General features: G+C 33.9%; 25 protein-coding genes and 2 tRNA genes. 16 read left to right on the top strand and 11 right to left on the bottom strand.

Annotation, left to right across the window (positions count from 1 at the left end):
* Nucleotides 1-124 precede the first annotated feature (124 nt).
* On the top strand, nucleotides 125-361 hold the full coding sequence (locus tag QYS49_RS17160; protein WP_308349090.1) for a hypothetical protein: 237 nt from the start codon (nucleotides 125-127) through the stop codon (nucleotides 359-361).
* Between the two features lie 182 nt (nucleotides 362-543).
* On the opposite strand, the gene QYS49_RS17155 is transcribed toward QYS49_RS17160, so the two are convergent.
* From QYS49_RS17155 to QYS49_RS17135, 5 genes are all read right to left on the bottom strand, one after another.
* Nucleotides 544-1,215: a hypothetical protein gene (locus QYS49_RS17155; RefSeq protein WP_308349088.1), complete on the bottom strand. Its 672-nt coding sequence runs from the start codon at nucleotides 1,213-1,215 to the stop codon at nucleotides 544-546.
* A gap of 6 nt (nucleotides 1,216-1,221) precedes the next feature.
* Nucleotides 1,222-2,376 (bottom strand): hypothetical protein, encoded by a 1,155-nt coding sequence (locus QYS49_RS17150; protein WP_308349086.1) that lies wholly within the window; start codon nucleotides 2,374-2,376, stop codon nucleotides 1,222-1,224.
* A gap of 80 nt (nucleotides 2,377-2,456) precedes the next feature.
* Nucleotides 2,457-3,050, bottom strand: a complete 594-nt coding sequence (locus QYS49_RS17145) for a DUF6992 family protein (RefSeq protein ID WP_308349085.1) — start codon at nucleotides 3,048-3,050, stop codon at nucleotides 2,457-2,459.
* Between the two features lie 275 nt (nucleotides 3,051-3,325).
* Nucleotides 3,326-3,952 carry a LysE family translocator gene (locus QYS49_RS17140; RefSeq protein WP_308349083.1) on the bottom strand — a complete coding sequence of 209 codons (627 nt, stop codon included), beginning with the start codon at nucleotides 3,950-3,952 and terminating at the stop codon, nucleotides 3,326-3,328.
* A 3-nt stretch (nucleotides 3,953-3,955) separates the two neighbouring features.
* A complete protein-coding gene (locus QYS49_RS17135; protein WP_308349081.1) occupies nucleotides 3,956-5,512 on the bottom strand; it encodes a GH3 family acyl-acid amido synthetase in 1,557 nt (518 codons plus the stop codon).
* Nucleotides 5,513-5,701: 189 nt separating this feature from the next.
* On the opposite strand from QYS49_RS17135, the gene QYS49_RS17130 reads away from it, so the two are divergent.
* From QYS49_RS17130 to QYS49_RS17115, 4 genes are all read left to right on the top strand, one after another.
* Nucleotides 5,702-6,364 (top strand): YggS family pyridoxal phosphate-dependent enzyme, encoded by a 663-nt coding sequence (locus QYS49_RS17130; RefSeq protein ID WP_308349079.1) that lies wholly within the window; start codon nucleotides 5,702-5,704, stop codon nucleotides 6,362-6,364.
* Nucleotides 6,365-6,527: 163 nt separating this feature from the next.
* Nucleotides 6,528-6,905 carry a DUF423 domain-containing protein gene (locus QYS49_RS17125; RefSeq protein ID WP_308349077.1) on the top strand — a complete coding sequence of 126 codons (378 nt, stop codon included), beginning with the start codon at nucleotides 6,528-6,530 and terminating at the stop codon, nucleotides 6,903-6,905.
* 22 nt (nucleotides 6,906-6,927) lie between these two features.
* On the top strand, nucleotides 6,928-7,215 hold the full coding sequence (locus QYS49_RS17120) for a hypothetical protein (RefSeq protein ID WP_308349076.1): 288 nt from the start codon (nucleotides 6,928-6,930) through the stop codon (nucleotides 7,213-7,215).
* A 56-nt stretch (nucleotides 7,216-7,271) separates the two neighbouring features.
* Nucleotides 7,272-7,616 carry a magnesium citrate secondary transporter gene (locus QYS49_RS17115; protein ID WP_308349074.1) on the top strand — a complete coding sequence of 115 codons (345 nt, stop codon included), beginning with the start codon at nucleotides 7,272-7,274 and terminating at the stop codon, nucleotides 7,614-7,616.
* 305 nt (nucleotides 7,617-7,921) lie between these two features.
* On the opposite strand, the gene QYS49_RS17110 is transcribed toward QYS49_RS17115, so the two are convergent.
* Nucleotides 7,922-9,259 carry a toxin-antitoxin system YwqK family antitoxin gene (locus QYS49_RS17110; protein ID WP_308349071.1) on the bottom strand — a complete coding sequence of 446 codons (1,338 nt, stop codon included), beginning with the start codon at nucleotides 9,257-9,259 and terminating at the stop codon, nucleotides 7,922-7,924.
* A 227-nt stretch (nucleotides 9,260-9,486) separates the two neighbouring features.
* On the opposite strand from QYS49_RS17110, the gene QYS49_RS17105 reads away from it, so the two are divergent.
* A complete protein-coding gene (locus QYS49_RS17105) occupies nucleotides 9,487-9,666 on the top strand; it encodes a hypothetical protein (RefSeq protein WP_308349070.1) in 180 nt (59 codons plus the stop codon).
* 182 nt (nucleotides 9,667-9,848) lie between these two features.
* On the opposite strand, the gene QYS49_RS17100 is transcribed toward QYS49_RS17105, so the two are convergent.
* The 3 genes from QYS49_RS17100 to QYS49_RS17090 all read right to left on the bottom strand — a co-directional run bounded on the left by QYS49_RS17100 (nucleotide 9,849) and on the right by QYS49_RS17090 (nucleotide 12,968).
* Nucleotides 9,849-11,027 (bottom strand): acetyl-CoA C-acyltransferase, encoded by a 1,179-nt coding sequence (locus QYS49_RS17100; RefSeq protein WP_308349069.1) that lies wholly within the window; start codon nucleotides 11,025-11,027, stop codon nucleotides 9,849-9,851.
* Between the two features lie 70 nt (nucleotides 11,028-11,097).
* Nucleotides 11,098-12,003: a tetratricopeptide repeat protein gene (locus tag QYS49_RS17095; protein ID WP_308349067.1), complete on the bottom strand. Its 906-nt coding sequence runs from the start codon at nucleotides 12,001-12,003 to the stop codon at nucleotides 11,098-11,100.
* Nucleotides 12,000-12,968: a vWA domain-containing protein gene (locus QYS49_RS17090; RefSeq protein ID WP_308349066.1), complete on the bottom strand. Its 969-nt coding sequence runs from the start codon at nucleotides 12,966-12,968 to the stop codon at nucleotides 12,000-12,002. The genes QYS49_RS17095 and QYS49_RS17090 overlap by 4 nt, the downstream gene beginning before the upstream one ends.
* Before the next feature lie 297 nt (nucleotides 12,969-13,265).
* Between QYS49_RS17090 and QYS49_RS17085 the strand changes: the two genes are divergently transcribed.
* From QYS49_RS17085 to QYS49_RS17070, 4 genes are all read left to right on the top strand, one after another.
* Nucleotides 13,266-13,357 (top strand) — tRNA-Ser (locus QYS49_RS17085).
* A gap of 194 nt (nucleotides 13,358-13,551) precedes the next feature.
* Nucleotides 13,552-13,625: transfer RNA gene (locus QYS49_RS17080), tRNA-Pro, on the top strand.
* A gap of 467 nt (nucleotides 13,626-14,092) precedes the next feature.
* Nucleotides 14,093-14,314 carry a hypothetical protein gene (locus QYS49_RS17075; protein WP_308349065.1) on the top strand — a complete coding sequence of 74 codons (222 nt, stop codon included), beginning with the start codon at nucleotides 14,093-14,095 and terminating at the stop codon, nucleotides 14,312-14,314.
* 200 nt (nucleotides 14,315-14,514) lie between these two features.
* The gene (locus QYS49_RS17070; RefSeq protein WP_308349063.1) at nucleotides 14,515-15,210 is read left to right on the top strand and encodes a hypothetical protein; all 696 of its coding nucleotides are present in this window, start codon (nucleotides 14,515-14,517) and stop codon (nucleotides 15,208-15,210) included.
* Between the two features lie 577 nt (nucleotides 15,211-15,787).
* On the opposite strand, the gene QYS49_RS17065 is transcribed toward QYS49_RS17070, so the two are convergent.
* Entirely contained in the window at nucleotides 15,788-16,837 is a 1,050-nt protein-coding gene (locus QYS49_RS17065) for a YARHG domain-containing protein (protein ID WP_308349061.1), read from the bottom strand.
* 182 nt (nucleotides 16,838-17,019) lie between these two features.
* Here QYS49_RS17065 and QYS49_RS17060 point away from each other — a divergent pair, with 182 nt between their 5' ends.
* The 6 genes from QYS49_RS17060 (at nucleotide 17,020) to QYS49_RS17035 (ending at nucleotide 23,557) form a co-directional block, all read left to right on the top strand.
* A complete protein-coding gene (locus QYS49_RS17060; protein WP_308349060.1) occupies nucleotides 17,020-17,829 on the top strand; it encodes a WG repeat-containing protein in 810 nt (269 codons plus the stop codon).
* A 25-nt stretch (nucleotides 17,830-17,854) separates the two neighbouring features.
* Complete coding sequence (locus tag QYS49_RS17055; RefSeq protein ID WP_308349059.1) at nucleotides 17,855-19,432, top strand: WG repeat-containing protein; 1,578 nt, start codon at nucleotides 17,855-17,857, stop codon at nucleotides 19,430-19,432.
* 150 nt (nucleotides 19,433-19,582) lie between these two features.
* Nucleotides 19,583-20,701 carry a hypothetical protein gene (locus QYS49_RS17050; protein ID WP_308349058.1) on the top strand — a complete coding sequence of 373 codons (1,119 nt, stop codon included), beginning with the start codon at nucleotides 19,583-19,585 and terminating at the stop codon, nucleotides 20,699-20,701.
* Between the two features lie 140 nt (nucleotides 20,702-20,841).
* Nucleotides 20,842-21,582, top strand: coding sequence for a hypothetical protein (locus tag QYS49_RS17045; protein ID WP_308349057.1), 741 nt, complete (start codon nucleotides 20,842-20,844; stop codon nucleotides 21,580-21,582).
* A gap of 237 nt (nucleotides 21,583-21,819) precedes the next feature.
* On the top strand, nucleotides 21,820-22,632 hold the full coding sequence (locus QYS49_RS17040) for an SH3 domain-containing protein (RefSeq protein WP_308349055.1): 813 nt from the start codon (nucleotides 21,820-21,822) through the stop codon (nucleotides 22,630-22,632).
* 100 nt (nucleotides 22,633-22,732) lie between these two features.
* On the top strand, nucleotides 22,733-23,557 hold the full coding sequence (locus QYS49_RS17035) for a hypothetical protein (protein ID WP_308349053.1): 825 nt from the start codon (nucleotides 22,733-22,735) through the stop codon (nucleotides 23,555-23,557).
* 85 nt (nucleotides 23,558-23,642) lie between these two features.
* Here QYS49_RS17035 and QYS49_RS17030 read toward each other — a convergent pair whose 3' ends face one another.
* Entirely contained in the window at nucleotides 23,643-23,930 is a 288-nt protein-coding gene (locus QYS49_RS17030) for a hypothetical protein (RefSeq protein WP_308349051.1), read from the bottom strand.
* Nucleotides 23,931-25,197 lie beyond the last annotated feature (1,267 nt).

Genomic DNA, 25,197 nt, shown 5'->3' with positions numbered 1-25,197 from the left:
TATGTACGCATAAAGTCCAAGCGGACGCTTGAACTATAGGTTACTTATTACAATAATAGCTGGTGCACGCGTGTCGCGTGTGCCTTTACTATTTAAAATCAGTTTGATTTTTACTAAAAAGGTTATGAAAAGCAGCGCAGTAGTCCACGAATATTTCAAAAGAGTTTTTGATGACTATATTGTATTAGTACAACTCAATCCAATTGATTATAGTGGATTGGAATTAATAGTCCACCCAAATAAAAAGCTGGAAAAGACCAAAATGCAATTTGATGAGGATATCAAAGAGGATTTGGAAGTGGATGAATTTAAATCAATCACAGCTTTAGAGTTTAATTTGTATTTGAAGGGTTTGGTTTAGTTCATAAGAACTCTTAATATTAATTGTTGATTACAGTGTTTTAAGAAAATATTGAAAATCTAAAAAGATTAGAATTAGAGAAATCATTCTTTATTGAATTCAATAAGGATGGAATTACTCATAGACCATAATTTTAGTAACAGAAAAAGGTTTACTATAAGTTTAGAAATTCAAAAGCATTATTAGAAACTATATCCAAAGAGAATGGATAAACTGTGAATTTTTTCGTAAGATTTATAAACCCTTTTATCAAAATTAATGGATCGAGTTAAATCTCTCGAATACCTTAAGCTAAGATGAAAAATTCTTTCCTGAATTGAAATATATTTCCCTAATTGGATATAATTTTTGAGATTGAATTGATTAATTGTTTCAGTGGAGTTAAAATGCTCTGTGTCATTTTTAATCCGTTTGTAATCAACTATGTAATTACCATTGATAATGGTATAGTCTTCTTGATCAGCTCCCTCAGCATAAACAACAGAAGCGGCTATAATACCCGCTTCTACTGTAAAAAAGTTCAGGACTTTATACTGAATAAAAATTGGAATCCCTACATAATGTATATCAAATGATTTTTTGATAATAGCATTGTAGGTACTATTTAAATAGTACCTATCTAGATATCTACTTCCCGTTGACAGGTATTTTATACCGAGACCTAATTTAATATCTTTCATTTCATATCCAATTCGATAAGCAATTTGTGGATTTAGAAGATATCTATTAGAATATTGTGATTTTCTTATAAACTCACTAAAAGAAACACCAATAGTGATTTCAGAATTGAGTGTTTTTTGACAAAATCCTGCAACTGGTAAAATGATTAAAATAAGTATTATTATTTTTTTCAATTCGGTTTAATTAGGTGTTGCAATTATTTGACCTCTAAAGAAACCTTTTTCATTTGAGACATGAAAATATATATAATTATACTGAACAGGTATATAGATTCTTTGATAGAAATTATCTGAATTTTTCATTCTAAGTTGGTGATATTTAGTGCCGCCTGGTCCATCAACCGCAATAAACTTTTTTGAAGCATACCAATCACATTCAAAAGTAACTATATAAGTTCCCAAATATGTTAAATTTCTATAATAGAATTTTGGCATAAAAGGGAAGGGTTTGACATAAAATAATTCCTTGTCTATATCTCTTCGATGTATATCATTTAGATTAAATCCTTTGTGATCATTTGCAAATTGAAATTGATCTGAAGAGTAATAATGCATTTGAGAAATGTTATATTCGCTTTTTCCGCTGTTTTCATACCTGTGTTTAATTTTATAGCTACCAATATTAAATGAATAGTTATAAGATGAGTTGTTAATAGATCTGTTTTTTTCTTGTAAATGATCTCCAATAGAATCATAGACAATTTTATCATTATCTGCTTTAACGGAATCTTTAGTATGGCTACTTATGACTAAAACAGGGTTTTCAAGCTTATTAGTTTCTTTCTCTCCAATAAAAAATTCGGTTTTATTACCAACATCATCTATAATATATGCAGGAAGATAATTGTCATGCTCAGAAGATAGTTTAAAACCGCCTCCTAAAGCGACCACAGGTTTTTTATTAAAATCTGCTCTCTCCTTATTTAGACAATAAACTACAGACTCATAAGATAGATCGTTATGGGTCAAAATTTTTCTGTTAGAAGAATTATTAAATAGTTTATTTATGCTAATTAAATAATCAGTTTCAGAATTTCTATTTTTTGTAGTATTTAATTCGGTTAGAACTTCTTTCGTTTTCTTATCATCGAAAGCACTAAAGTAGTTTTTATTAAATAAATCAAACTGATCTCCATTTTCCTTTAAAAAAGAACTGTGTGACTTATTAATGTAGGGAAGCTTTACTTCATCAATTGTGATATAATTAATTGAATCTTTAAAAGTTGTAAGTTCATTGTTGAGATCATCCTGACATGATATATAAGTTAATGCACTCAAAATGAAAATTAGAAAGTTGATTTTTCTTGTAATAGAATAATAAGATAGGTAAATCATATTTGTAGGTTTTGATTGAAAATTTATTTATAACAAAAGTATTTATTAATTCATTAAGTTCAAAACTTATTTTAATTGAATTACAACCCCAAAACAATCCCCACCTGATTCTTACCTATTTGCACATGAGCTAAAAAATCTGAAATCTGACTGCTTTGTTTGCTGTGGATGGTATGCAAAATGATATCAAAAACAAAGAGGAAACTACCTTGTAAAATCACGGATTTACCATAGCCTTTTAATCTTTCTGGTTTGTTAATAGTGTTTTTGGATCTTTCCATCAAATAGAAGCCACCTGCAATATAAGCCAAATCTAATCCGGCATTGAAAAGCAGTGTTTTTTGAAAGCTTACTTGATCATTTAATAATTCTGAAGCACTCTCAGGCATATCACCAGTTGCAGTAAAATAATAGCCAGCCCCAGCTATTCCCAAATTTACCACATTCCAAATCAGATTCATTTCATGAAAATATGCTCTTTGACCTGTATTTTGATTTCGTCCAATAGCCCCCGTTATCATATTGCCAACTGCCCAGGTCCCAAGGATAGCCATGCCTGTTTTTCTGATTTTCACATCCTTATTATAGGCTTCAGAAATAGATGAGTTTTGAGCGAATGAATCAAAACTAAATAGAAAAAAGGTTAGAATAAGAGTTAGAAATAATTTTTGCATAGCAATTAATTAGGGCTTGCTTAAAATTAGAATATATAATTAAAATGAACTTTAAACCTATTTTGGCAGTGATTATTGCGGAATAGTATTTCAACAAATGCAAGCCTTTTTAAGGTGAAATACTAAATTTTTTGCAATAGAAAATCAAATTTTGATTTTCTATTGCTCTAGCCTCAAGCACCACATCTACTTCTCGGGCTAAAGCTCGAAGTATTACAATACTCCTTCACTTAGCCCGATTGTATATGAGGCACTTGAGACTTTTTAAGCAAGCCCTAATGGTAATGTTCTATGGCATGATAAAACAGCCTGAATGAAAACAATATAAGTGCTACGCCTACTATTTTGTTCATAATATTCAATCTCTTGGGTGTGACCCATGCTCTCAGTCGATGTGAAAGTGCCACTTTTGAAAAATCTGTAATCAGTAAAGTACCAATAATAGCAGAAAAAAATACAACGACTTCATTATGGTCATAATGGTAGCTTTTAGTCACCAAAGTCATAACCCCTAACCAGTAAAGTAATACGAAAGGATTAATCCCATTTAAAATAAAGCCTTTAGCAAATTGTTTAATGAAACTTGAATTTTGGATATTTACTTGTTGATTTTCCTGTTTTACACTCTTTTTTCTTAAGCTTAAAATACCTGTTATCATTATTATCAATCCACCTAAAGCACCCATCCATACGGAAACGGTATCATTATTTTCAAAAAGCCTAACACTGAAATACATTAAGAAAATATAGGCGGTATCGGCAACTGCTATACCTAAAGCCATATAAATTCCAGCTTTAAAGCCCTTAATTATGCTATTCTGAATTAGTGCAAAAAATACCGGCCCCAACATTACGGCCAGCAGCAAACCAAATAATACACCTTTGGTGATAACTGCAATCATATGTTATTTAATACTTTTTTCGGCCAAGTAATCTAACCAGGCTTTTTGTTTGTCTCCTTTTAAAACTCTCGGGAATTTATTTTGTCCACCTACTTTCCCCATTCGTTCCATAAATTCAATAAAAGCTTCATTGGGGAGTACTTTTACTGTAATATCCTTTAAAGCAGCAATCCTTTCTACTTTATAGTCATCATTCAGCTCTTTGAGTTGATTATCTAGCTTTTCTTTCAATTTAGTTTCATCAACATCGGGCTTATCCGTTCCTACATACCAATCATGTCCAAATAGGGAACCATGTTTGACCCCTAAAACGGTAAATTCTTTTAAATCAAAACCCATTTCAGTTGAAACTTCCAATAAAGCTTTATTCATGTTATCCACTGAAAGATGCTCTCCACAAAGACTTAAGAAATGTTTTGTTCTGCCTGTAATTACGATTTCAGATTCTGCTTTTGAGACAAATTTGATAGTGTCGCCTATCAAATATCGCCAAGCACCAGAGCAAGTGGAAATTAATAATGCATATTCTACATTTTCCTCTACTTCATCTACCATTAAAGTGTGGGGATTTTCTAACATATTTCCCTCATCATCAAAATTCTCTTCGGTGAAGGGAATAAACTCATAAAAGATACCATTATTGAGAACCAATCTCATACTATCACCACCTTGATTAGCTTGAAATGCAATAAATCCTTCAGAAGCTAAATAGGTTTCTATGTAGTTGATATCTCTGCCAAGCAATCGCTGAAATCCCTGTTTATAAGGCTCAAAAGCAACTCCACCGTGCACGTAAATCTCAAAATTAGGCCATATTTCATGGATGTTATTAAGATTATAATGTTTTATGATTTTCTCAATCAAAATTGTAATCCAAGCAGGAACACCTGCAATAATAGTGATATTCCAATCTTTGGCTTTGAGTGTCATTTGCTCCAACTTATCCTCCCAGTCTTTTTTTCTTGAAATAGCCTTGCCTGGTTTATAGAATCGCTGAAACCAAAATGGAATTCGAGAGGTGGTAATTCCGCTCAAATCGCCTTCTGCATAATTGCCATTATCTTGCAAATCAGTGCTGCCACCTACCATCAAAGTTCCGCCTTCAAAAACAGAGGAAGGCAGACCTTCGTAGCGAGAAAGCGATAAAATTTGACGTACGCTTGTTTTTTGTATGGCTTTCACCATTTCCAAAGAAACAGGGATATGTTTGGATGAAGCTCCTGAAGTACCCGAACTTAAAGCGAAATATTTGATGGTGCCATGCCAGGTTACATCTTTTTCGCCTTCCAAACATTTGTGCCACCAATCTTCATACATTTTATTATAATCATGTACAGGAACCTGAGCCTTAAAGTCTTCGTAAAAATGCTTGTTAGCTTGTTTTTTTAAAGATTGTAGTATTCCTGAGAAGTTGTAAGCTTTACCAAATTGCGTATTGCGAGATCCTATGATCAATTTTCGAAATTCTGTCTTTTGTAATTCAAAAGGAGGAGTGTAATCCTGATCCAAACTCTCTCGAATCCGTATCCCTTGTTTAATAAGATTTCCTAAAAGTGTCATTTATTTAGTGGTTGATACTCAAAAGTTGAAAATTTAATCAATGTAAAAACTTAAACTTTTAACTTTGAAATTAATTATTAAAAAATAGTCCGATAGACAAATATATAACATTCATAATACATAAAAATAACTTTATCATAAAGTGAGTAATATTTTATATTACTGGTTTAACATCATAAAACGATTTCAATGAGTATAGCGGAGAATTTATCATCGATTAAAGAGTCATTAGGCAACTGTCATTTAGTGGCAGTGAGTAAAACCAAACCTAATGAAGATTTGATGGAAGCCTATGAAGCGGGGCAAAGGGCATTAGGTGAAAATAAAGTGCAAGAACTGACTGATAAAGCAGAAGCTCTGCCGAATGATATAGAATGGCATATGATTGGTCATTTGCAGAGAAATAAGGTAAAATATATTGTGCCTTTCGTCCATTTAATCCATTCTGTGGACAGCGTTCGCTTGCTAAAAGAAATTAATAAGCAGGGTAAAAAAATTGACAGAGTTGTACCTGTTTTATTACAAATCCACATAGCTGAAGAAGAAAGTAAATATGGTTTAGATGAGCAGGAATTACACGATTTGCTATCTTCAGATGTTTTCAAAGAAATGAATCATGTGGAAGTTCAAGGCTTAATGGGAATGGCTACTTTTACGGATGATACAGAAAAAATAAGAAGAGAATTCAAAAGTCTGAAAAAGCTGTTTGATAAAACTGCAGAGAAATACAATGATGAAAAACTCAATCTGAAGGAATTGTCAATGGGCATGAGCGGAGATTACCAAATAGCTTTAGAAGAAGGCAGTACGATGGTTCGGATTGGGAGTAAGATTTTTGGAGAACGGAAATAGGTTGGCAAGTTGGCGGGTGTTCAGGTTGGCAAGTTGATTCAATGTGCTAATGAAGAAAATTATGACAGATGAATATCAGATAGAAGTTAGTTTTTTTGGAGTCTAGATTCTAGATACTTGCTACTCGATACTTAAAACATATTACTTATAACTAAGAAAAAACATGACAAGTAAATTAATAATTATAATAGGAAGCATTTCAGGAGCCATTTCAGTGGTTTTAGGTGCTTTTGGAGCGCATGCTTTGAAAGATAGCTTATCAGCAACAGGCCGACTTGAAACATACGAAACAGCTGTAAAATACCAGATGTACCACAGCTTGGCAATGATCCTCTTAGGGATATTAATGATTCATTTTCAGCATAGATTTTTGAATTATGCTTCTTACTCTTTTTTAATAGGTGTTATTATCTTTTCAGGAAGTTTATATGTGCTTTGCGCCACGGGAATTACAAAACTGGGAGCTGTTACGCCAATTGGTGGGGTATTTCTAATTGCTGCTTGGATTCTTTTAGCAATAGGTATTTATAAAACAGCATAACACTCTTGCCGTATAGCTTAGCATGGCTAATTCGGTAAAATGTAAAAATTGCGGAGAATGGAATACGATTGAGGGTTCTGAAAAACAGAAATGCTCTAATTGTGGTGAAGTTATTCAAGATCCTACAAAAGAAAGACTTGAAAAAATAAAGAAATACAAGCAAGAACAACTTGATAAATGGATGTTTACCATTAAGGATGATGATAGTGCTGTTGTGAAATTTGGGAAGAAAACAGGGAATATCACATATATAGTCATTATGTCAATTGTTGGTTTCTTTGCTTGGTTAGCTGCTGTTTTACCTCTCTAAAGATGAATTTTAAGACAATAAAACACCCACTAGTTTACATAAGCATTTTGTTATTTATGGTTCACCAATTAATTGATAAAGCTTTCAATTATTCCATTCCAATTTCACACGCCTATCTTGATGATCTAGTTTGTATACCTATTATATTGGGACTAGGCACTCAGATTATTCAATGGATTCACCCTATTAAAAACTTATATTTTTTAGATAAAAATGTAATCATCATAACTGTGATATTTTACAGTATTCTGTTTGAGGGAATACTTCCTTTTGTAAACCCCTCTATTTACACGGCTGATTGGATTGATATAGTAATGTATTCCATTGGAGCTATACTTTTTTATAATTTGATTAGCAAAAAAGTGAAGGAAGAATATCTGGCTGTTTTGAAGGAGTTATGAATGATTATTTAATTCTCTTTCTTTTCTTTATTCTGATGAAATCGCCTTATTCCACTCTAGCAACACCCCTATAATCCCCTCGAGGGGATAGCTCTCACAGATTTACTTCATCAGGAAATAATAAGATTATCAGCAATTTCTACAGTGTTAAAAATTCCTTTAATCTATATTGAAATTCAAATCTTGAATTCTCAAAAAGGCATCAAATATTTAGCTTTAAGTTTAAAAAAAGTAGTGATAAAGTATATTATCTTCTACTATATTAATTCCCTGCGTCTTCCCCGCCAGCTGGCGGGCTAAGGGGCTTAATTCTCTTCTTTAGGAAATTTGGTTTCTTGGAGTTTATCATTGAAATAGATTTCAGTTTTTAACCAATCACCTTCTTCATCAAAATATTTCCATTCTTCTATTTTTTTGTTTCCGGCATATTTCCCACTTAAGGAAACTATTCCATTTTCATGATATTTGAAATATTCACCATGGGCTTTTCCAAATTTATAGATAGTGGTTTCTTTTTCTTGCCCATTTTCATAATACGTAATTTCTAATCCTGACTTTTTACCTGCCTGATAATTTACTTCATATTTTAAATCTCCATTTGGGAAATACTCTGCATATGCACCATGAAATTGTCCGGTGCTATAATTTTCAATCTTGATTATATCACCCTCTTCATTGTAATAACTCCATTCTCCAAAAGGCTCAGAACTTTTGAAATATTTTTTAGATTTTAATTCGCCATTCCCCCAATATTCTTCCACTTCCTTATCCTTCGCTTCATTTGAATAGATAGTTTTAACCTCTAGACTTTCATCTTTTCTAAATTCTAATACTTCACCCGATAGGAATCCATTTTTATAATTCCTATCAATTTTCACCCTACCATCAGGATAATAAGAAATATTCTCACCTTCTAATTTTCCATCTTTGTAATAACCTATCAAAAGTAAATTGCCTGCTCGATCATAGGTCTTAAACTCACCTGATTTAACCCCTTTTTGATTTTCAAAGATGGTTTCAAGCTGACCATTACTGAAAAAAGTTTTAAAAGCACCACTTAATTTCCCGTCTATGTAATGCTCTTCAGTTTTCATATTTCCATTGGGATAATAGCGTTCCGTAACACCATTTGGCTCTCCTTTTTTATAGGTAATGCGCTGAGCCAAAATTCCATCCTGAAAATATTCTAATACCTCACCATCTGGCTTTCCATCCTTAAAATCACTCTTACTTTTTAGCTGTCCATCTGGATAATATAATTTCAACTCCCCATTTAATGTATCATTTTTGAAATGAGCTTCTTGTAATGCATTCCCTTCCTCACCAAAAACTACAGTCTTTCCCGTGCGACTTCCATCCTCAAATTCAGTAGTTCGCATAAGTTTTCCATCAGGATAATACATTTCGAAAACACCTTCCTCTTTACCATCTGAAAATGAACCTTTCGCCATAAGTTCACCACTTTTGTAAAACTTCTTATAATCTCCTTCAATCTGACTGCTGTCACCATTGACTATGAAATAAACCTCTTTGGTTTTACTATCAGCACTATCGTAATAATTGGAAATTTTTTGCAATTCCTGACCACTCAAGGCCTGTATTGAGAAGAAAAATAAAGAGATGAATAGAAAATATGTTCGCATCGAAAATCTAAAATAGGGTTAATGAAAATCAGCTTGTAAAGATAACTAACAAGCTGCTAAAATATTATAGAATGATTGAAAAGTATATAAAGTTCACATATTCTTCGATAATCAAAAAAGCTTAATAATATTTTTAAGATGAAAAGAATAATCAAAGAGGTTTAAAGCTTTCTAAATATTAGCCCAATTTTTATCGTACATTAGTATTTTAAACTAATCTATTTTTTATGGCTATTAAGATAATTGGAATAATACTAACCATTGCAGGTGCGATTGGACTTGTTTTTGGAGTTCTGGGCATATTTGGTACTCCTATAATCAACCTGAACTCTTGGGCTATGACTATTTTAGGATTTATATTTTTTGTTTCAGGTATTGGTATGTTAAAGAAATTAGGAGATTCTTAAATATCAATCACCAATTACTCGAATATTTTTTTGAAATATATTAAAAAGACTACCCTCGGATAATAAGAATAAAGCTTCGTATTAAAATTATAAATCGAGTTAATAAAAAACAGCTTGTAAAGATAATTTACAAGCTGTTAGAATTTTATAGATGGTTTAAAAGTCGATTAAAAACTTTTAGATTACATTTTTTCAATCACAATAGCAGAAGCACCACCACCGCCATTGCAAATGCCGGCTACTCCGATTTTACCATTTTTCTGGCTTAATACAGAATGTAAAGTCGTCATGATTCTAGCACCGGAAGCACCTAATGGGTGACCTAATGCAACTGCACCACCGTATACATTTACTTTTTCAGGGTCTAAGCCTAATTCCATATTATTGGCAATGGCTACAGCAGAGAATGCCTCATTAATTTCATAAAAATCAACATCTTCTTTACTTACTCCTGCTCTTTTCATCGCAATAGGAATCGCTAAAGATGGTGCAGTAGTAAACCAAAGCGGATCTTGAGCAGCATCACCAAATCCTCTGATTTTAGCAATTGGCTTAATGCCTAAAGCATCTGCTTTTTCTTTGCTCATCAATACTAATGCTGATGCGCCATCATTAATTGTGGAAGCATTTGCAGCCGTTACAGTTCCATCTTTTGCAAAAACTGGTCTTAAAGAAGGGATTTTTTCAAATCTTACATTTTTAAATTCCTCATCTTCAGTGATTACCAATGGATCACCTTTTCTTTGTGGAACCTCAACAGGAACTATTTCTTCTTTGAAGCTGCCATCTTCAGTTGCTTTTGCTACTCTTTTATAAGAATTTATAGCATATTCATCCTGCATTTCACGGCTAATTTTCATTTCTTTGGCAGTATTGTCAGCGCAATTTCCCATTGGGAATTTGTTATATACTTCCCAAAGACCGTCATTTAAAAGACCATCTATCAATTGTCCATTACCATATTTATAGCCATAACGAGCTTTTGGAATATAGTAAGGAATATTAGACATGCTTTCCATTCCGCCTGCTACAATTGTGTCTGCATGACCTAACATGATACTTTGTGCACCAAACATCACAGATTTCATACCTGACGAACAAACTTTATTAACAGTAGTACAAGGAACGTTAAAACCAATACCAGCTGCAATAGCGGCCTGTCTTGCTGGGGCCTGACCTAAATTTGCAGATACCACATTACCCATGAATACTTCATTCACTTCTTTAGCATCTACATTGGCTTTAGATAAAGCTCCTTTTATTGCTGCTGCACCTAAATCAATTGCAGTCAAACTGGCTAAACTTCCTCCAAAACTTCCGATTGGTGTCCTTACCGCGGACACAATATATACTTCTTGCATTATTATTTTATTTTAGTCGTTTCAATGTAAAATTAATTAAAATAAGCCTTAGATAAAACCCAAACCCAGATTACCAATCAGGCTTTCCTGAATCTTGCTTCTTAGTGGCTTTTTTCCTCAGTTGCTGGAAGTATTGTGATTCTTTATTCCTTAAGGCCTCCAAAATCATTTGGGCTTTTTCTTCTGAAATATTCATCTCTTCCAATTTCTGTTTTGTGCTCGGGCTCATTTCCTGTTCTTCTCCGTCCTTTTGCTCTTCACCTTCTTTTTGTTCTTGCTGCTCCTGTTCTTTTCCTTTTTCCTGCTCACTTTGCTCACCATCCTGCTGCTCAGCATCGTCCTGTTGTTGCTGATCTTCAGCTTCCTGATCCTCCTGACTTTTCTCCTGATTTTCGTCCTGCTGTTGATTTTCAGAATCTTTGTTTTCCTTATTCTGCTGATCTTTATTCTCCTGATCCTGCTTTTCTTGATCCTTTTGATCTTGATCTTGGTTCTGATTCTGATTCTGGTCTTGGTTTTGTTTTTCTTGCTCCTGCATTTTCTTTTTCAGCAGTTCATAATTATACCGAGCTTTATTATTGGTTGGATCAGCCTTTAAAGCTTCTTTATAAAAAGAAAGGGCACTTTCATGTTCCTTTTGCATTTCAGATAGATTCCCCATCTGCAACATTGCTTTTGATTTAAGTTGAGGATTTGAGGCATCCGAAACTCGTCTGTATGCATCAAAAGCATTCACGGTATCCTTCAATTGAAAATATGCATGTGCTCGATTTAACTCAGCTTCGGGGCTTTCATAATTTAAGGAATCCAAAAGATATGTGTAGTGTTCTATTACCTTTTCAAAATTTCCATTGGAAAAGGCTTTCTCTGCTCTCTCTTTAGCTGCATTTGCTTTGGCTATTTTGCCAACTGGATCGATAGCTGAAAGCTGAAAAGAAGTAACTAATCCGATTAATATGAACACAAAATTCTTCATATTTTAATGATTTTAAGTGTGGTTACTAAATCTAGTAACAGTAAAATTATGGCTGCTATTAGGAAATAAAAATACTTGTTCGCTGATACATCAACAGTTTTTGCATCTTTTAATTCCCCTTCAATATTGTTAATAGTTGAAATTAATCTCCTAACTTCATTTACGTTTTTATTAATCTCAAAATATTCTCCATCTGTTTGATCCGCCAAATTTTCCAAAGAACGTGAATCTAATTTGGTGATGATATCATTTCCACTTTTGTCTTTTCTAAAACCTCTGCGAGTTCTGATTTTGCTTCCTTCTTCTGTGCCAACACCTAATGAAAAAAGACGGATACCAGAATCATTGATTTTAGATACAGCACCTTCGGTGTCATCCCCGAAATCTTCTCCATCACTAATTAAGATAATGATTTTTGATTTTTGTTGACTAGATGGAGCATCTTCGGATGTTAATTTTTCATGTGCCATGCTTAATGCACCACCAAAGTCAGTGCTACTACCAGGAACTAAACCCGTATTTAAAGTTTCAATGAATAGGTTTAGAGCATTCTGATCGTATGTAAGTGGACATTGTACAAAAGCCTCAGAAGAAAAAATTAGTAAGCCAATTCTATCAGAATTAAAAGCATCCACTATATTTTTCAATTCATATTTAATTTTTTCAAGTCTGGTAGGTGCTACATCATAGGCGTCCATGGAAGCAGATAAATCTACTGCTATCATAATATCCTTGCCCACTGCTTTGATTTCTTTTTTGTCATCTCCGAATGATGGTCCTAAAAGTGCTACGATTAGCAATGCGAAAATTGCTGATCTTAAAAGGAATTTTGGTAAGATGTTAGAATAAGCTTGCCCAACTCTTTTAGCAACAGTGAATACCCTGTAGGTATATGCCAAATAGAGCACCAAAAAGATAATAATAAAAATAATTTCTTCCGCCCCGAGGGAGTGAATCCAAGTCATAGATTTTAATTTTTACAAAAATATAAAAGCAAACGTAAAGGGCAACTCTGATTTACAGCTAAGATTGATAAAACGGAAGAAAGATTGGCTTGTTATATTTTTTGTAGATTATTGAACTGATACTTCAGGAAATGAATTTAGAAATAATGTAAGATTAATTTACTGGCTGACAGTAAGATGAAAATTATCTCAAAAAAAAGTTAGATTTATTTTGATTGTGATTTGGTATACACGAAAAACTTCCTTTATATTTGCATCACTTTTCGGAAACGAGGAGGGGATTTGAGTTAAAAACCCGGAGAGGTGGGTGAGTGGCTGAAACCACATGTTTGCTAAACATGCGTACGTGTTAAAGCGTACCGGGGGTTCGAATCCCCCTCTCTCCGCCAGAAGTTCTTTAAAGTTATTAAGCTCGGAGAAGCAAAAGTATCCTGAAAACATTAAATGTTAGACAGGGGATGAGAACCAAAAGGGTTCGAAAGCGAAGCTTCACGAGGGGAATGGCGCAAGGTTTGCGCGTATAAGTAATCCCCCTCTCTCCGCCAGAAGTTCTTTAATTAAAGAGAGATTAACAATAAAATCTCGGGGTGTAGCGTAGCCCGGTATCGCGCCTCGTTTGGGACGAGGAGGTCGTAGGTTCGAATCCTGCCACCCCGACTATAACTAAAGCAGCATTCATCGAATGCTGCTTTTTTTTTGTATAGTGGGTTTTAGTGTTCATATGAATACATCTAAAACTAAATAAAATTAATAGCCCAGTGTACAATCCAGTGTACACTCATTTTTTGCCTGTGTACACTTAAAGTTTTATACTTGTGTTGTCGTTGTCATTACTGCAGATAAAGTAGCAGTTCAATTTTAGTTATTTTTGTGTCAGTCAGCACGAAGGCAAAGTCGTAAAAATGGTAGGTTATTTAGTATCGATTAAAGATGTACCCATTACCAATAAAGATGGCAAAACCAAAATGAATTTTGGTACCTGGATTGATGTATAAAGAAACTATTTTGACACAGTACATTTCCCAGCATCCTTAAAAAACCATCCATTTACAGGCCTGGGTTGCTATTTATTATTAGGCAAAGTAGTAATAGATTATGATTTTCCGAGTATAGAAATACAAAAAATGGAAAAACTACCAATGATAGATGATCCACGCTTTAGTGATGAAAATAGACCTAGTTCAACTATATGGGATCAAATGAAAGTCGCCCACAGTTACACCTCAAGAGCACCCTACCCTAGCAAGGATGAACTAGATGAACTGTATGGAAGAAAACCCAACTCTGGAAAATACGAATTAAAAAGAGCAAGCAATCCACATTTATCATTAGGCGGCAGAAGATAAAATGAATTGATGGCGCAAGCGTCTCGCTTGTGTCAAAACCCACGCTGGCGCAAGCGTGTCGCTTGTGCCCAAACATTTTTCCACAATTCCCTTAAAATCATATCATTTTAACTAAGTTTATATTAGAAAGTATATTTAGCAACAAAACTATAATTCAACTAAATGCACCTTTAGGAACATTTAGCAATTCGTTACCAGTTATGAAGCACCTAGTAATAATATTGCTGACAATTCTACCCCTAAAAATATTTGCCCAAGAGATTTCTTTTGAACATCCTTCTGTAAATAGTTTTGATTTTGGAATCAATATAGCTGTAGGTTTCAAATACTCTAAAATTGACGAACTCAACAAACAATTAGAGGCAGCTAGCTTACCAAAAGGAGATTCAAATTTACCTTACTTAGGTGGCGGTATGAATTTTATTTATGGAAATCATTTTTTGCATTTTAATGGAAATGCAGCTTTTAATGACGATGAAAATGAGCTTGACGGCTTTACAATAACTACACGTGGCTGGGGAATTGGAATTAATTACGGTTACAAAATAGGATTACCGATTTTTAATTTAATACCTACGATTGGAGTATCAAGAGAGGCCCTGCTGTTTCAAATAGAAGACCTTTCTGGAAAGAATCAATCGTTCACTAATCAGCTACAGAATTTCAATTTATTACAATTACATTCTGAGATATTGGCAGCTAGTTTGGGAGTCAAGATTCTTTTTCATGATGACTACGGAACCCTATTCCCAAGCCTTAGTTTTGAATACCAAATTCCTATGAAATCTATTTGGATTGGAAATGACAGCCAAATATCAGAAGCCCCAAGCATCGAAGTCTCAAAATTCAAATTAGGCATTGAAATTTTTCTATTTAGGGGACAAAACAACTGGTAACATTCTGTCATAAATCATGGCTGTTCAGCAGGTTATTGTTGCTTTAGTTCTTCGTATTTAGCCCGTCAATCCACAAGATTGACTTATCGTTGAAATTAATTTAATAAGCCAATCCTGCAGATTACCTCGGTAGTTAGATGAAATTTTTATACTTTTAATCAGCCACCGCTGGCGCAAGCGTCTCGCTTGTGCCAAATCTTCCTAGAACCTTCAGCCCCAGTTGCCGCCATGTTTTACATGGTGGTTATAATAAATAGTTTATACATAAGAAATATTTTTTACAGCAGCAAACGTGCCTCTGGTGCCTTTAACCTTTACTCCCTTCATCACCCCTCATGCTGCCAACACCTACCATCAACCGATTTTGTTTTTCGCTTACACCAGGTACCATAATTAGTAGTAGCAGAACATCTTACCAAGCAGGCTCTTTTAGCGGGCTTATATTCCCATACGTACCCACCGTTCTAGCATTCTAGTTCCAGTAACTCGTGGAGTAATTGGCTTCAATATCAGTGAGTTTTTCAATTGTATCTTGATGACTATTCTTTATTTTTGATACTGTTGAGAAGTAACTGTATTATTCTAAATAAAGTGTCTGATGCAATTCCTCACTACCATTAATATAACCCTTTTCTACAGGTATTTTATGATCCTGTCCATAATAGATATTGATGTAGAAGGTGGTTATTTCCGATAAATCTTTAGCATTCTCTGATGAGTATAATTCAAGCTCCTTCTTCCAGTTGACTTTATCTTTAGAATTTGATGAAGAGAGCGTAAAATCATCTTCTGGTATATAGTTTTTATAGTTTTTCGATTTCAAAGTGAGTATATTTTGAATACCCTTTTTAACAGTTCCTAAATATATTCTACCTATCACCTCTTTATCAGCACCATCTATATTTTCTAAGCCTATAAAAATCGCTTCCATACCAGTATTAGGTAGTCTTACCTTGTAAAAATTATTCCCGGTAAATTTAAGAAAAGGCTCGTTTTTGAAGAAAGCATACAATTCACTGTATCCTTCAGGAAACATATATTCAATCGCATGAATATAATTATACTCCAACTTCATCTCATCTACAGGCTTTCTTAACTGCCAATAAGGCTTTTTGTCTGAATTGTAGGGGCTATCATGTAGAAACTCCATTTTAACAATGGTGGGTTCTTTTTCAGCACCAAAAGAGGCTTTATCTACTGTTTTTTTCCATTCATAGCCAGGGTAAGTGACTTCTATGGTTCGTTGATAATTGTGGTCGTTTTCTTGCCTAGCATGAAGCATAATGGTGTAAGCACTGTCAATTAATATTCGCTCTACATTAGCCGTCTTTTCAAAGTCACTGATGAGGCTTATGTTATACTTGTCAATATCAGTTAATTTATCATCAACATTTTGATACAAAGGAGTGTACCATGGTTCTTTATCAAAATGTCTAGCGAGATCCTCTGAATTAAATATGTAGCCATGAGCTGCAAATATTTCGTTCCGCATGATCCGCAATTCTTGATCGGTTTTACCAACCAAGTTATGCTTAGTCAATTTAAATTGTGTAAACTCCTGTTGAGCCAATAAATTGAATCCACTTAAATAAATAATAATACCGATGAATAGAGTTTTTCTATTCATTAAACAAAACTTTTTTGTAATAAACCATTTTCCCATTCTAAAGTCTTTTTAACATGATTTTTCATTTGAATAACCTCGATCGAGTACTTCTAATAAATATCCATTTGTAGTTAAAGCCTAATTAATTATATTTAAATTCCATAACCAAACGAAATCACACAATCATTGACTATTCCCAACTTATGACAAAGTATTTTTTATTTTCAATTGCACTCTTTTCTTTACTCTCTACAAGTTGCACAGACAATTCTAATCAATCTGAAGAGGACTCAATCTCAGAAACTTCACTGTCATACGTTGAAAAAGACACCTCTTTTGTTTTAAAGCAATTCGACCCCAACCAAATATGGCCTTTTAAAAGTAATGATAAATGGGGTTATAAAAACAATGATAATGAATTCGTAATCAGACCTATATTTGATGGTTGTGGCTTTTTCTCAGAGGGTTTTGCCTGGGTAAAAGAAAATGAAGCTTATAAAATCATAAATAATAAAGGAGATTATATTGATAAATCGGCAAGTTTTGACGCTGTCGGAAAAACCAAAGCCGGTATAATACCAACAAAAAAAGGAAAATTATGGGGAGCTGTTGATACGACAGCTAATCAAATCATAGAGTATAATTATGAAGAAATAAAGATACTGGATAGCAATTTAGTATTAGTTAATAAAAACAGGAACTGGGGTCTTATAAACAGAGTAGGGGAGGAAGTCTGTCTTCCTGTGTACGATAGAGAAATTGTTTTCGAAGATGGTCTTGCCATTGTTACAAGAAACTATCGTGATATAGGAATAATCAATAAATCAGGAAGAGAAATTGTTAAATGCCAATACGAAGATGTAAAGATAATTAATGATTCAACTTTTCGAATTGCCGTAAAAAGTAACCGTAGCGAAAACAACTATGGCCTAATTGTAAATGAGAAGATTAAATATCCTGCGGAATATAACCGTATAGACTTTTTTCAAGAACAGTCTTCTGGTACTAACTAAAGATAGCATTTCAGGTATCCTGAATATGAAAGGAGATACCATAATGAATTTCAAGTATTCCGACCTCAAAGCTGGAAACACTAATATACTAGCTGCTGAAGCAAATGAAAAATGGGGGTATATCAATATTGATAGCGACACATTAATCGATTTTAAATTTGATGAAGCCGACCCCTTTAGAGGCGCACTAGCAATAGTATACAATGGGCCTACGGATCGCTATACATCAAAACCTACAAACAGTGCTTTGATTAATTTCGAAGGGGATATCATACTTCCTTTTGAAACAAGAAAACTGAAATTCTTATCTGCTAATCTATTAATGAGGTATAAATACAATTACAACATCAATCTTTACAAGAAAGATGGAGCCCCAATCGATTCTATTTACTACGACAGTCAGCAGTTCAATTCACCGGAAGATCCCATAACAGGCTACCTGGAAGATGAGATTGAATTTTACAAATTCACCAATGGCTTTGCCATTATTGGCCATAAGGGTAGGATGGGAATGGTAAATGAAAAAGGCGACATTGTGATCCCATTAAAATACCATCACCTAGAACCCATGAATGAATATGGTTATACAAAAGTTCAGTATTTGGATAAATATGGAATTGTAGACAGCAAAGGAAATGAGATCGTACCAATAGGATACGAACACATTGGTTACGATGATGAAAACGATTTATTCTTTCTACAGAAAGAGGATGACAGTAGAGACTATGGAGACAGATTAGTAAATGAAGGCTACTGGAATTATGAAGGCGAATTATTGAGCAACTCTCCTCTAAAATCACCAAAAGTTTACGATTTAAAAGAGCAAATAGGCAAAATAAGGCAAGCTTACAGCAGCATTGAAAGTGAAGCTAAGCAGTCAAATTTCTCTACATTCAAACTAGAGAATGGTAATATCGAAATTAAAAAAAGCTATAATAAAATAATCGTCAACGATACCGCTAAAGGAATACAATACGAATATTTTTATAATTCAAGCCTCAATAAATATGGCCCTTTTTTCATTTTTAAAGTAGAAGGTAAAAAAGAAAACAGATACTATTATCACCATGGTAGGATTATTAGGTGGTTAGATAAAGATAAAGAAAACAGATTAATATCAGATGCAATTTACTCTCCCGAACATGATGAACATTTGCGAGCAAGAAGATTTAAAGCAAAGGCAGAGAATAAAGAATTAACAGATAAATATGGATTAGATACTGTCAGAAATAAAATTGACAGTTTATGCACCTTTATTAACGAAAACATTGCTAAAGGCATCTACAAAAAAGGGGATACTAAAAGTAGATCGATGGGTGAGTATCAAAGGTTAGAGGAGGTTTATATAGATTCACTCCAAAATGTGATGTATAAGCTTGATGCAGGTTCTGATGAGGGTGGTAGTGCGAAAGAAGAAGAATTTTATTTTAAGGGTGAATTAATCCGGAAATACACTGATAAAAATTATTTTGATAATTCAGACAATGTACCAGATGCTCAGTGGGTATCAGGGCAATATGCAGTTACAAAATACTACAATAACGGAAGCTTAATTTTTACAGAGAAAACAGAGAATGGAGTAATGACAATCAATAAGAATTAAGTCCCAAATACTTGCAAATGACTAACGGGGTAGTTAAATTGCTTTCATCTTATACAAGTCAATGACTTTGTAAGGTTTTGGTTGAAATATAAGCGCTGGGTGGGGATCCAGCGCTTTTTTTAATTTTACCGTTATAAATATTTAGCCTACATGAAATTAAGATCTAATATAAAACACGATTTATCTCTCCTAGCCCTCTTTCTCACTTTTGGTGTTATAAACTTATTTCCGCATTCATTAAAATCACAATCAGTTGAATTTAAATCAGTAGATTTTCCAAATGACTCTCATATTCCAATAGCAGTGGGTACAAATGAAAAATTGATCAAAACTACTAATGAAACCATTAGAAATGAATTTAATATCAGTAGCCTAGATCCCGAAAAAGTTGAAAATTTCAATTGGGTTAGTTTATTTCACGATGTAGTGGTGTCAGAAGATGTAGCACAAATTACTTTTAGTGGAGAATTAGAAACAAACACCATATACTATATAGATAGAGAATTCTTTATAGATCTTGAAACTGGAAAATTAATCGATCCTACATTTATTCCGTTTCATCTATTGTTTAAGGCAAATTCTTATTTTAATTTTTTAGAAAAATATTGGGTACCAGGGATCAAAGAAACAATAATGGAATTTCAAAAATGTGCAGGAGAAGGTGCCTTACCTTATTGTAGCTTTTATGATATACAGTATGGCCCCACAGACAATAACACGATTTTGCTTTCATTGAATGATGATGACTGCGTACCAAGAGTAATTCAGGCATGCACTCCTTCCTATTCAAACAGTATTATGTTTGATAGTTTAAAGAAAAATCTCAATGATTATGGAAGACAGGTTCTTATAAATGATCAATATTTGTCAATGAACCGAATTGAGAAGTTAGCATATGCACATAAAACACTTCCCTTAGCTCCAAAAAACATATTTATTACAGGGAAAATCGATAACAAATACTCTTTTAAAATGGGGCTTCAGATTAAAAAAGACAATACGATTTCAGGTAGTTACTATTACGATAGCAACAAAGTTGCTCTTCACTTAAATGGCTACATTGATGATGGAGAAATATATCTCAAGGAAAGTCATGATGGAAAAATCACAGGGAGATTCAAATTTAAAATTTCGAATAAATATAGCTTAGACGCCATAAATTATAACGATAAATATTTAACAGGCAATTGGTCCTCTCCAGATAAATCTAAAACTTATGCCATAGATTTTGAAGATTTGATAGCAGATAAAATAGCCAACAATTACTAAAGATTAATATTGTAAATTATGACACACAGTACAAGGTGTTCAGTTTTAGTTGCTATTTATTTATATTGCTCCCAATCGAGCCTCCTGAGTGCCGTGAAAATAAGCAGCCTTGGTTAAACTCAAATCATTGTCAAATTTCTATGTCCACTAAAACATATAAATTCCTAAAAAGTAAATATGTAATCTGTGCTTCAATCATCCTTCTTACCTGTGCCTGTAATAATGAAATTGATAACTGCAATAATGATGTAACCGATAAGGGTTGGAAAGCAGAAATTGGCTCCGGTGTTTGTATTCGGAAAGGCTATACCATTAATATGGTTAAAAATAATTTTGATTATAATAAAGATGGGATTAATGACCTGGCAGTAAGATATACTCTCTACCCTATAGAGGATGGTAATCTAAGCTACTTCTCTCTTTTTCGAGGAGTTCAAAATGGCTCTTTTGAATTTGTTAAAGAATTTGAAAGTATTGCTATTCCAGTTGTCAAGAATATGAATGCAGATTACTATCAAAATCATCCATTGGCCGATTCATTATCAAAAAACTATCCTTTAGATGCTACTATAGAATTTAGTAATAACCAACTTCTGTTATCAATGAAACTTAGTATTGAGTTTGGTAAATCCTACGTATTCGAATTTAAGCGATCACAAAAGGAATGGAAGTTATCTGAAATTAAATTCTGGTATGGTAAAATTCCTTCTTGGTATGCTCAGAATATGAAAATTCTCCCTAAATACATAACCGAAAAAAAAGCGCTAAGATCTCATGAAATATTCGAGGGCGTTAACATTGATAAATTTGATTTAACAAGTGAATATAAAAAATCAATTAAGAAGGATGTCTTACTTTTAGAAACTAATTATCAATTATAATTCCTCCCAATCGAGCGCGTTGCGAAGCATAACGCGTTCGGCTGACAAGCGTCCGCTTGTGCCCAAACTATCTAACAAGGAGTCTCTCACCCAAACATTTCCCTCCAATACCCTTAAAATCAAAGCATTTTTAACTAAGTTTAATTTATCAACTAAACTTAGCAACAAAATCATAAAGCAAGAAAGGGTAACAGATTTTAGCATTAACTGCTATGGTCAATAATTAATAATATAAGTATGATACGAACCCTATTAATTTTACTAATCTTTCCGCTGTATTTATATAGCCAGGATAAAGCGATAATTAATGATCCAGACGGCTACACAAATGTCCGGAATGAACCTGCCGGTAAAGTCATCGATAAAATATATGAATATGAAATTTTTACTATCCAGTCAAAAGAGGGCAGCTGGTGGTCTGTTAAGCTATTTAATGGCACGTCTGGATATGTTCACAATAGCAGAGTGGAAATAGTAGACATTAATAATTGTTCTTGGTGTTGGGAACCGAGTTTACATATACCAACTCCAAAAGGAGCGATTCTTGCAACAGGTTACAGACCTGAACGAATCAGTAAGAATAAATATGAAATTTCAGAAACAAGAGTTGGCTTGAAAAATAATGATCAAAAGTTACTTGAGGTTCGTGCCGCTGACCATGCATACATTGAAATAAGAGAAAATGAAATTGTAATTGAATTATTGGCTTGGTTGCCTAAAGACAATAGTTGGAAGATGGGTTTTTTACCACTCAAAAAATTCATTATATCCAGAAATGAGCCCTTAGATTTACGAGAATCAATGGTATTATCTTCAGCATATCAATCCTCTGAAGTACTGCAAAAATTCCTGTCTGAATATGTTGAGTCCCCACCCTCAAATGCAGGTGAATTTGAAGGAGCGATGTATAAACTTTTTATGGCAGCATTAGCGGGTTACCCTGAAGCTAAGGAGATGCTTAAAAACCACAATTTTGTCCTTGATGGTTATGTTCAAATTGACTATAGTAAATTATTAAAGTATCTTTCATATTACGAAGAAAATCAATAGGTCATAACATCCAGTAGCCTGACTAGTAAATGTACAGCTTACAATTTACTTCACGCAAAAGTATCTGCTTATACCAAATCAGTAACTACTCTTTATATCTATGAGACAAGTAATTACCATTTTTTTGATCATTTTTATCTCAGCTCATTCATTTGCTCAGGGAAAGTGGTCAATCGATCATGAAATAATATTTGACCGATATATTGTTTACGAAGGAGCCATAGATGAAAAATACCCAATCATTATGAGGCTTGAAGAATCCAGTGAAGCTTGTACCAATATGGCAAGTAAATGGACTCCAAGATTAGTTTATGGTTGGTATATGTATAAAAAAATTGGCAAGAAAATCCCCTTAGTGGGTTCCGTCTGTTATACAGACCAATGTGAAAGCTCTAAAGAATTATTTGTTCCATCCGACCCAATCAATTATTCATTCACTGATAAATGTCAAATAAATGAGTTCAAAGAACAATTTATTCAGCAGAAAGGAGATCAAGACTTTTTGTGGAAGCAAAAAGATGGAGATACCTATCCTGTCAAAATGAATATAAAACATGAATTTAGCTGGAAAACGACTGCAATATTAAAGTTTCAAATAAATGACCTGACAATCTCAGAAATCAATTTAACTCAGCTATCAAAAAACGATTATATAGAGAGGATAAAAACCATTTCACAAAAAAGGGCCTCTGGTAAGTTTCATATATTGATTCAATATTCTCATCAATCTAACCCAGGTTCGTATGGACATGGGTCTTGTGGTGCTGGCTTAGAAGAATACGCTGCTCATTTAACTATAAATGAAAGTTTTGAAATTGAATCTTTTGATAAACTTTTATATAGAAGTTGTATCAACAACATATTTGAAATTAAAGCTCCATACGATGTAGAAAAGCCAGAGCTTGGTCTAATCACTAAAGAATAAATATAAACCTCTTTGAACATAGTACTATTCATTAGTCTATGTCCAACATTCATACCATGCGCATTGCCTAATTTCGCTACATCCCTTACACAATCCAAAAAATTAGCCAAAGCCCATGGCTCCCACAGCCGAAAGCCTTTAATTTCCCTAAAGGGTAAATCAAAGGCCCTCGGCTAACCAACCGCACTTTTCCGCACAATCCTTCCCTCATAGCTTTTGTTTTTTTTCTGTTAAGCAGATAAAGAGGTAAAAAAGCAAAAGGAAGAGGTCTTTTTGGCTCCCAAGCCAAAAAGTTGTTGTTTGATATACCAGCCGCACTGCCAGGCACAATGGTGTGCTGCACTTGGGCTGCGGCAAAGGGTCTCGCCAGCATTGGCTTCAGGCTTTAAATAAGTGTTAATTTATAAGGTATTTAAAGCCAAAAGCCAACCCCTTCGGGGCAAGTGCTGTCATGCCCCTTGCAGCTTAGCCCAAGTGCATCACGGCAACCTACCTGGTCTGTTCCTTTAAAATTCCGTAAACTCCATTTAAAAGGAACAGCCCCCGGTTGCCAGAGTTAGGCTCGCCTGCGGGCGCCCCCGGGCTGCGGCTTGTCATGGTTTTTAAAAAAAGCTGTTAGTGTTTATGATTATAACGGATACAGCTTTTTTTAACTAAAAACCACGCCAAGCCTTGTTCGCTCCGTTACTCTCCGCTCGTGGCTAGCCCCCGTTCCCTTCGGTCACTCTCGGTCTACCACCCGGGGTCGCACTCGCAGACGGCTCGACACACAGCGGATTGCAAACCATTCCGTAAACTCCATTATTTGCAACCGCTCTTCCTGCGTTCACCTTCCCGCTTCTACCCGCAAGGTGCCTTGATCAAACTGTAGTGCTAATACGATAGGACAGCATTCCACATCCTTTCCCAAATTCCCCACCACCCGTTTAAGGTGCGGCTTTAGGCCGCGTTGAGTTAGCCCCAGGAATTTGGATAAACTTCGATTAGAATTTTGCAGGTAAATATTTCTTCAAAAATAAAATAAAAGAGGAAAGCAAGTTAGGGATGCCTCGCTTTTCGGCCGCAAGTCCAAGCCCGTTGGGTTTTTTAAAAAATCTCCAACCCTCCGGGTGGTATTTTTCAAAAAAGACTTGCCCCCGAAGCGATTCACCCTAAAAGAAAAGCTTTCTCTTTTCTTTTTTTTTCTTTTTTTTCTTTTCTCTTTTGAAAATATTTCCCTGTGGTGTGTAGGTTTATCAATCTAAGGATTCCATAGGATAGAGTTCTTCTTTAAAAGTACGTTGTATCTAATTAAATTCTTATTATGGTTTTGTTCAAAATTTATACAAAATGAATTTTTTAAGCTTTTTTGTAAGGTCTCTGATATTAACATATACAGGTACCTTTGTTTTATGGATTTATTATTTCTTTTTAAGAAAAATGCAAGGGGAAAAAACTTTCGACTTTCAATGCATAAAAAGAGGAGATTATAAAAATGATAATACGGGTCATAGTGTATTTATCAATATTATAGGAATTTTATTCATATGTCTAATAATTATATTGTTAACAATTGCTGATGTTTATTATTAATTAAAATTTATACAAACACCATAATTATATTGAAAGATCAAGGTAGATCCGAAGTAAGTATAAATATT

The organism is Marivirga salinae, from assembly GCF_030503855.1.
Lineage (GTDB): Bacteria > Bacteroidota > Bacteroidia > Cytophagales > Cyclobacteriaceae > Marivirga > Marivirga salinarum.
The sequence above is the reverse complement of the archived record's forward strand: the minus strand, read 5'-3'. Positions and strand labels throughout refer to the sequence as shown.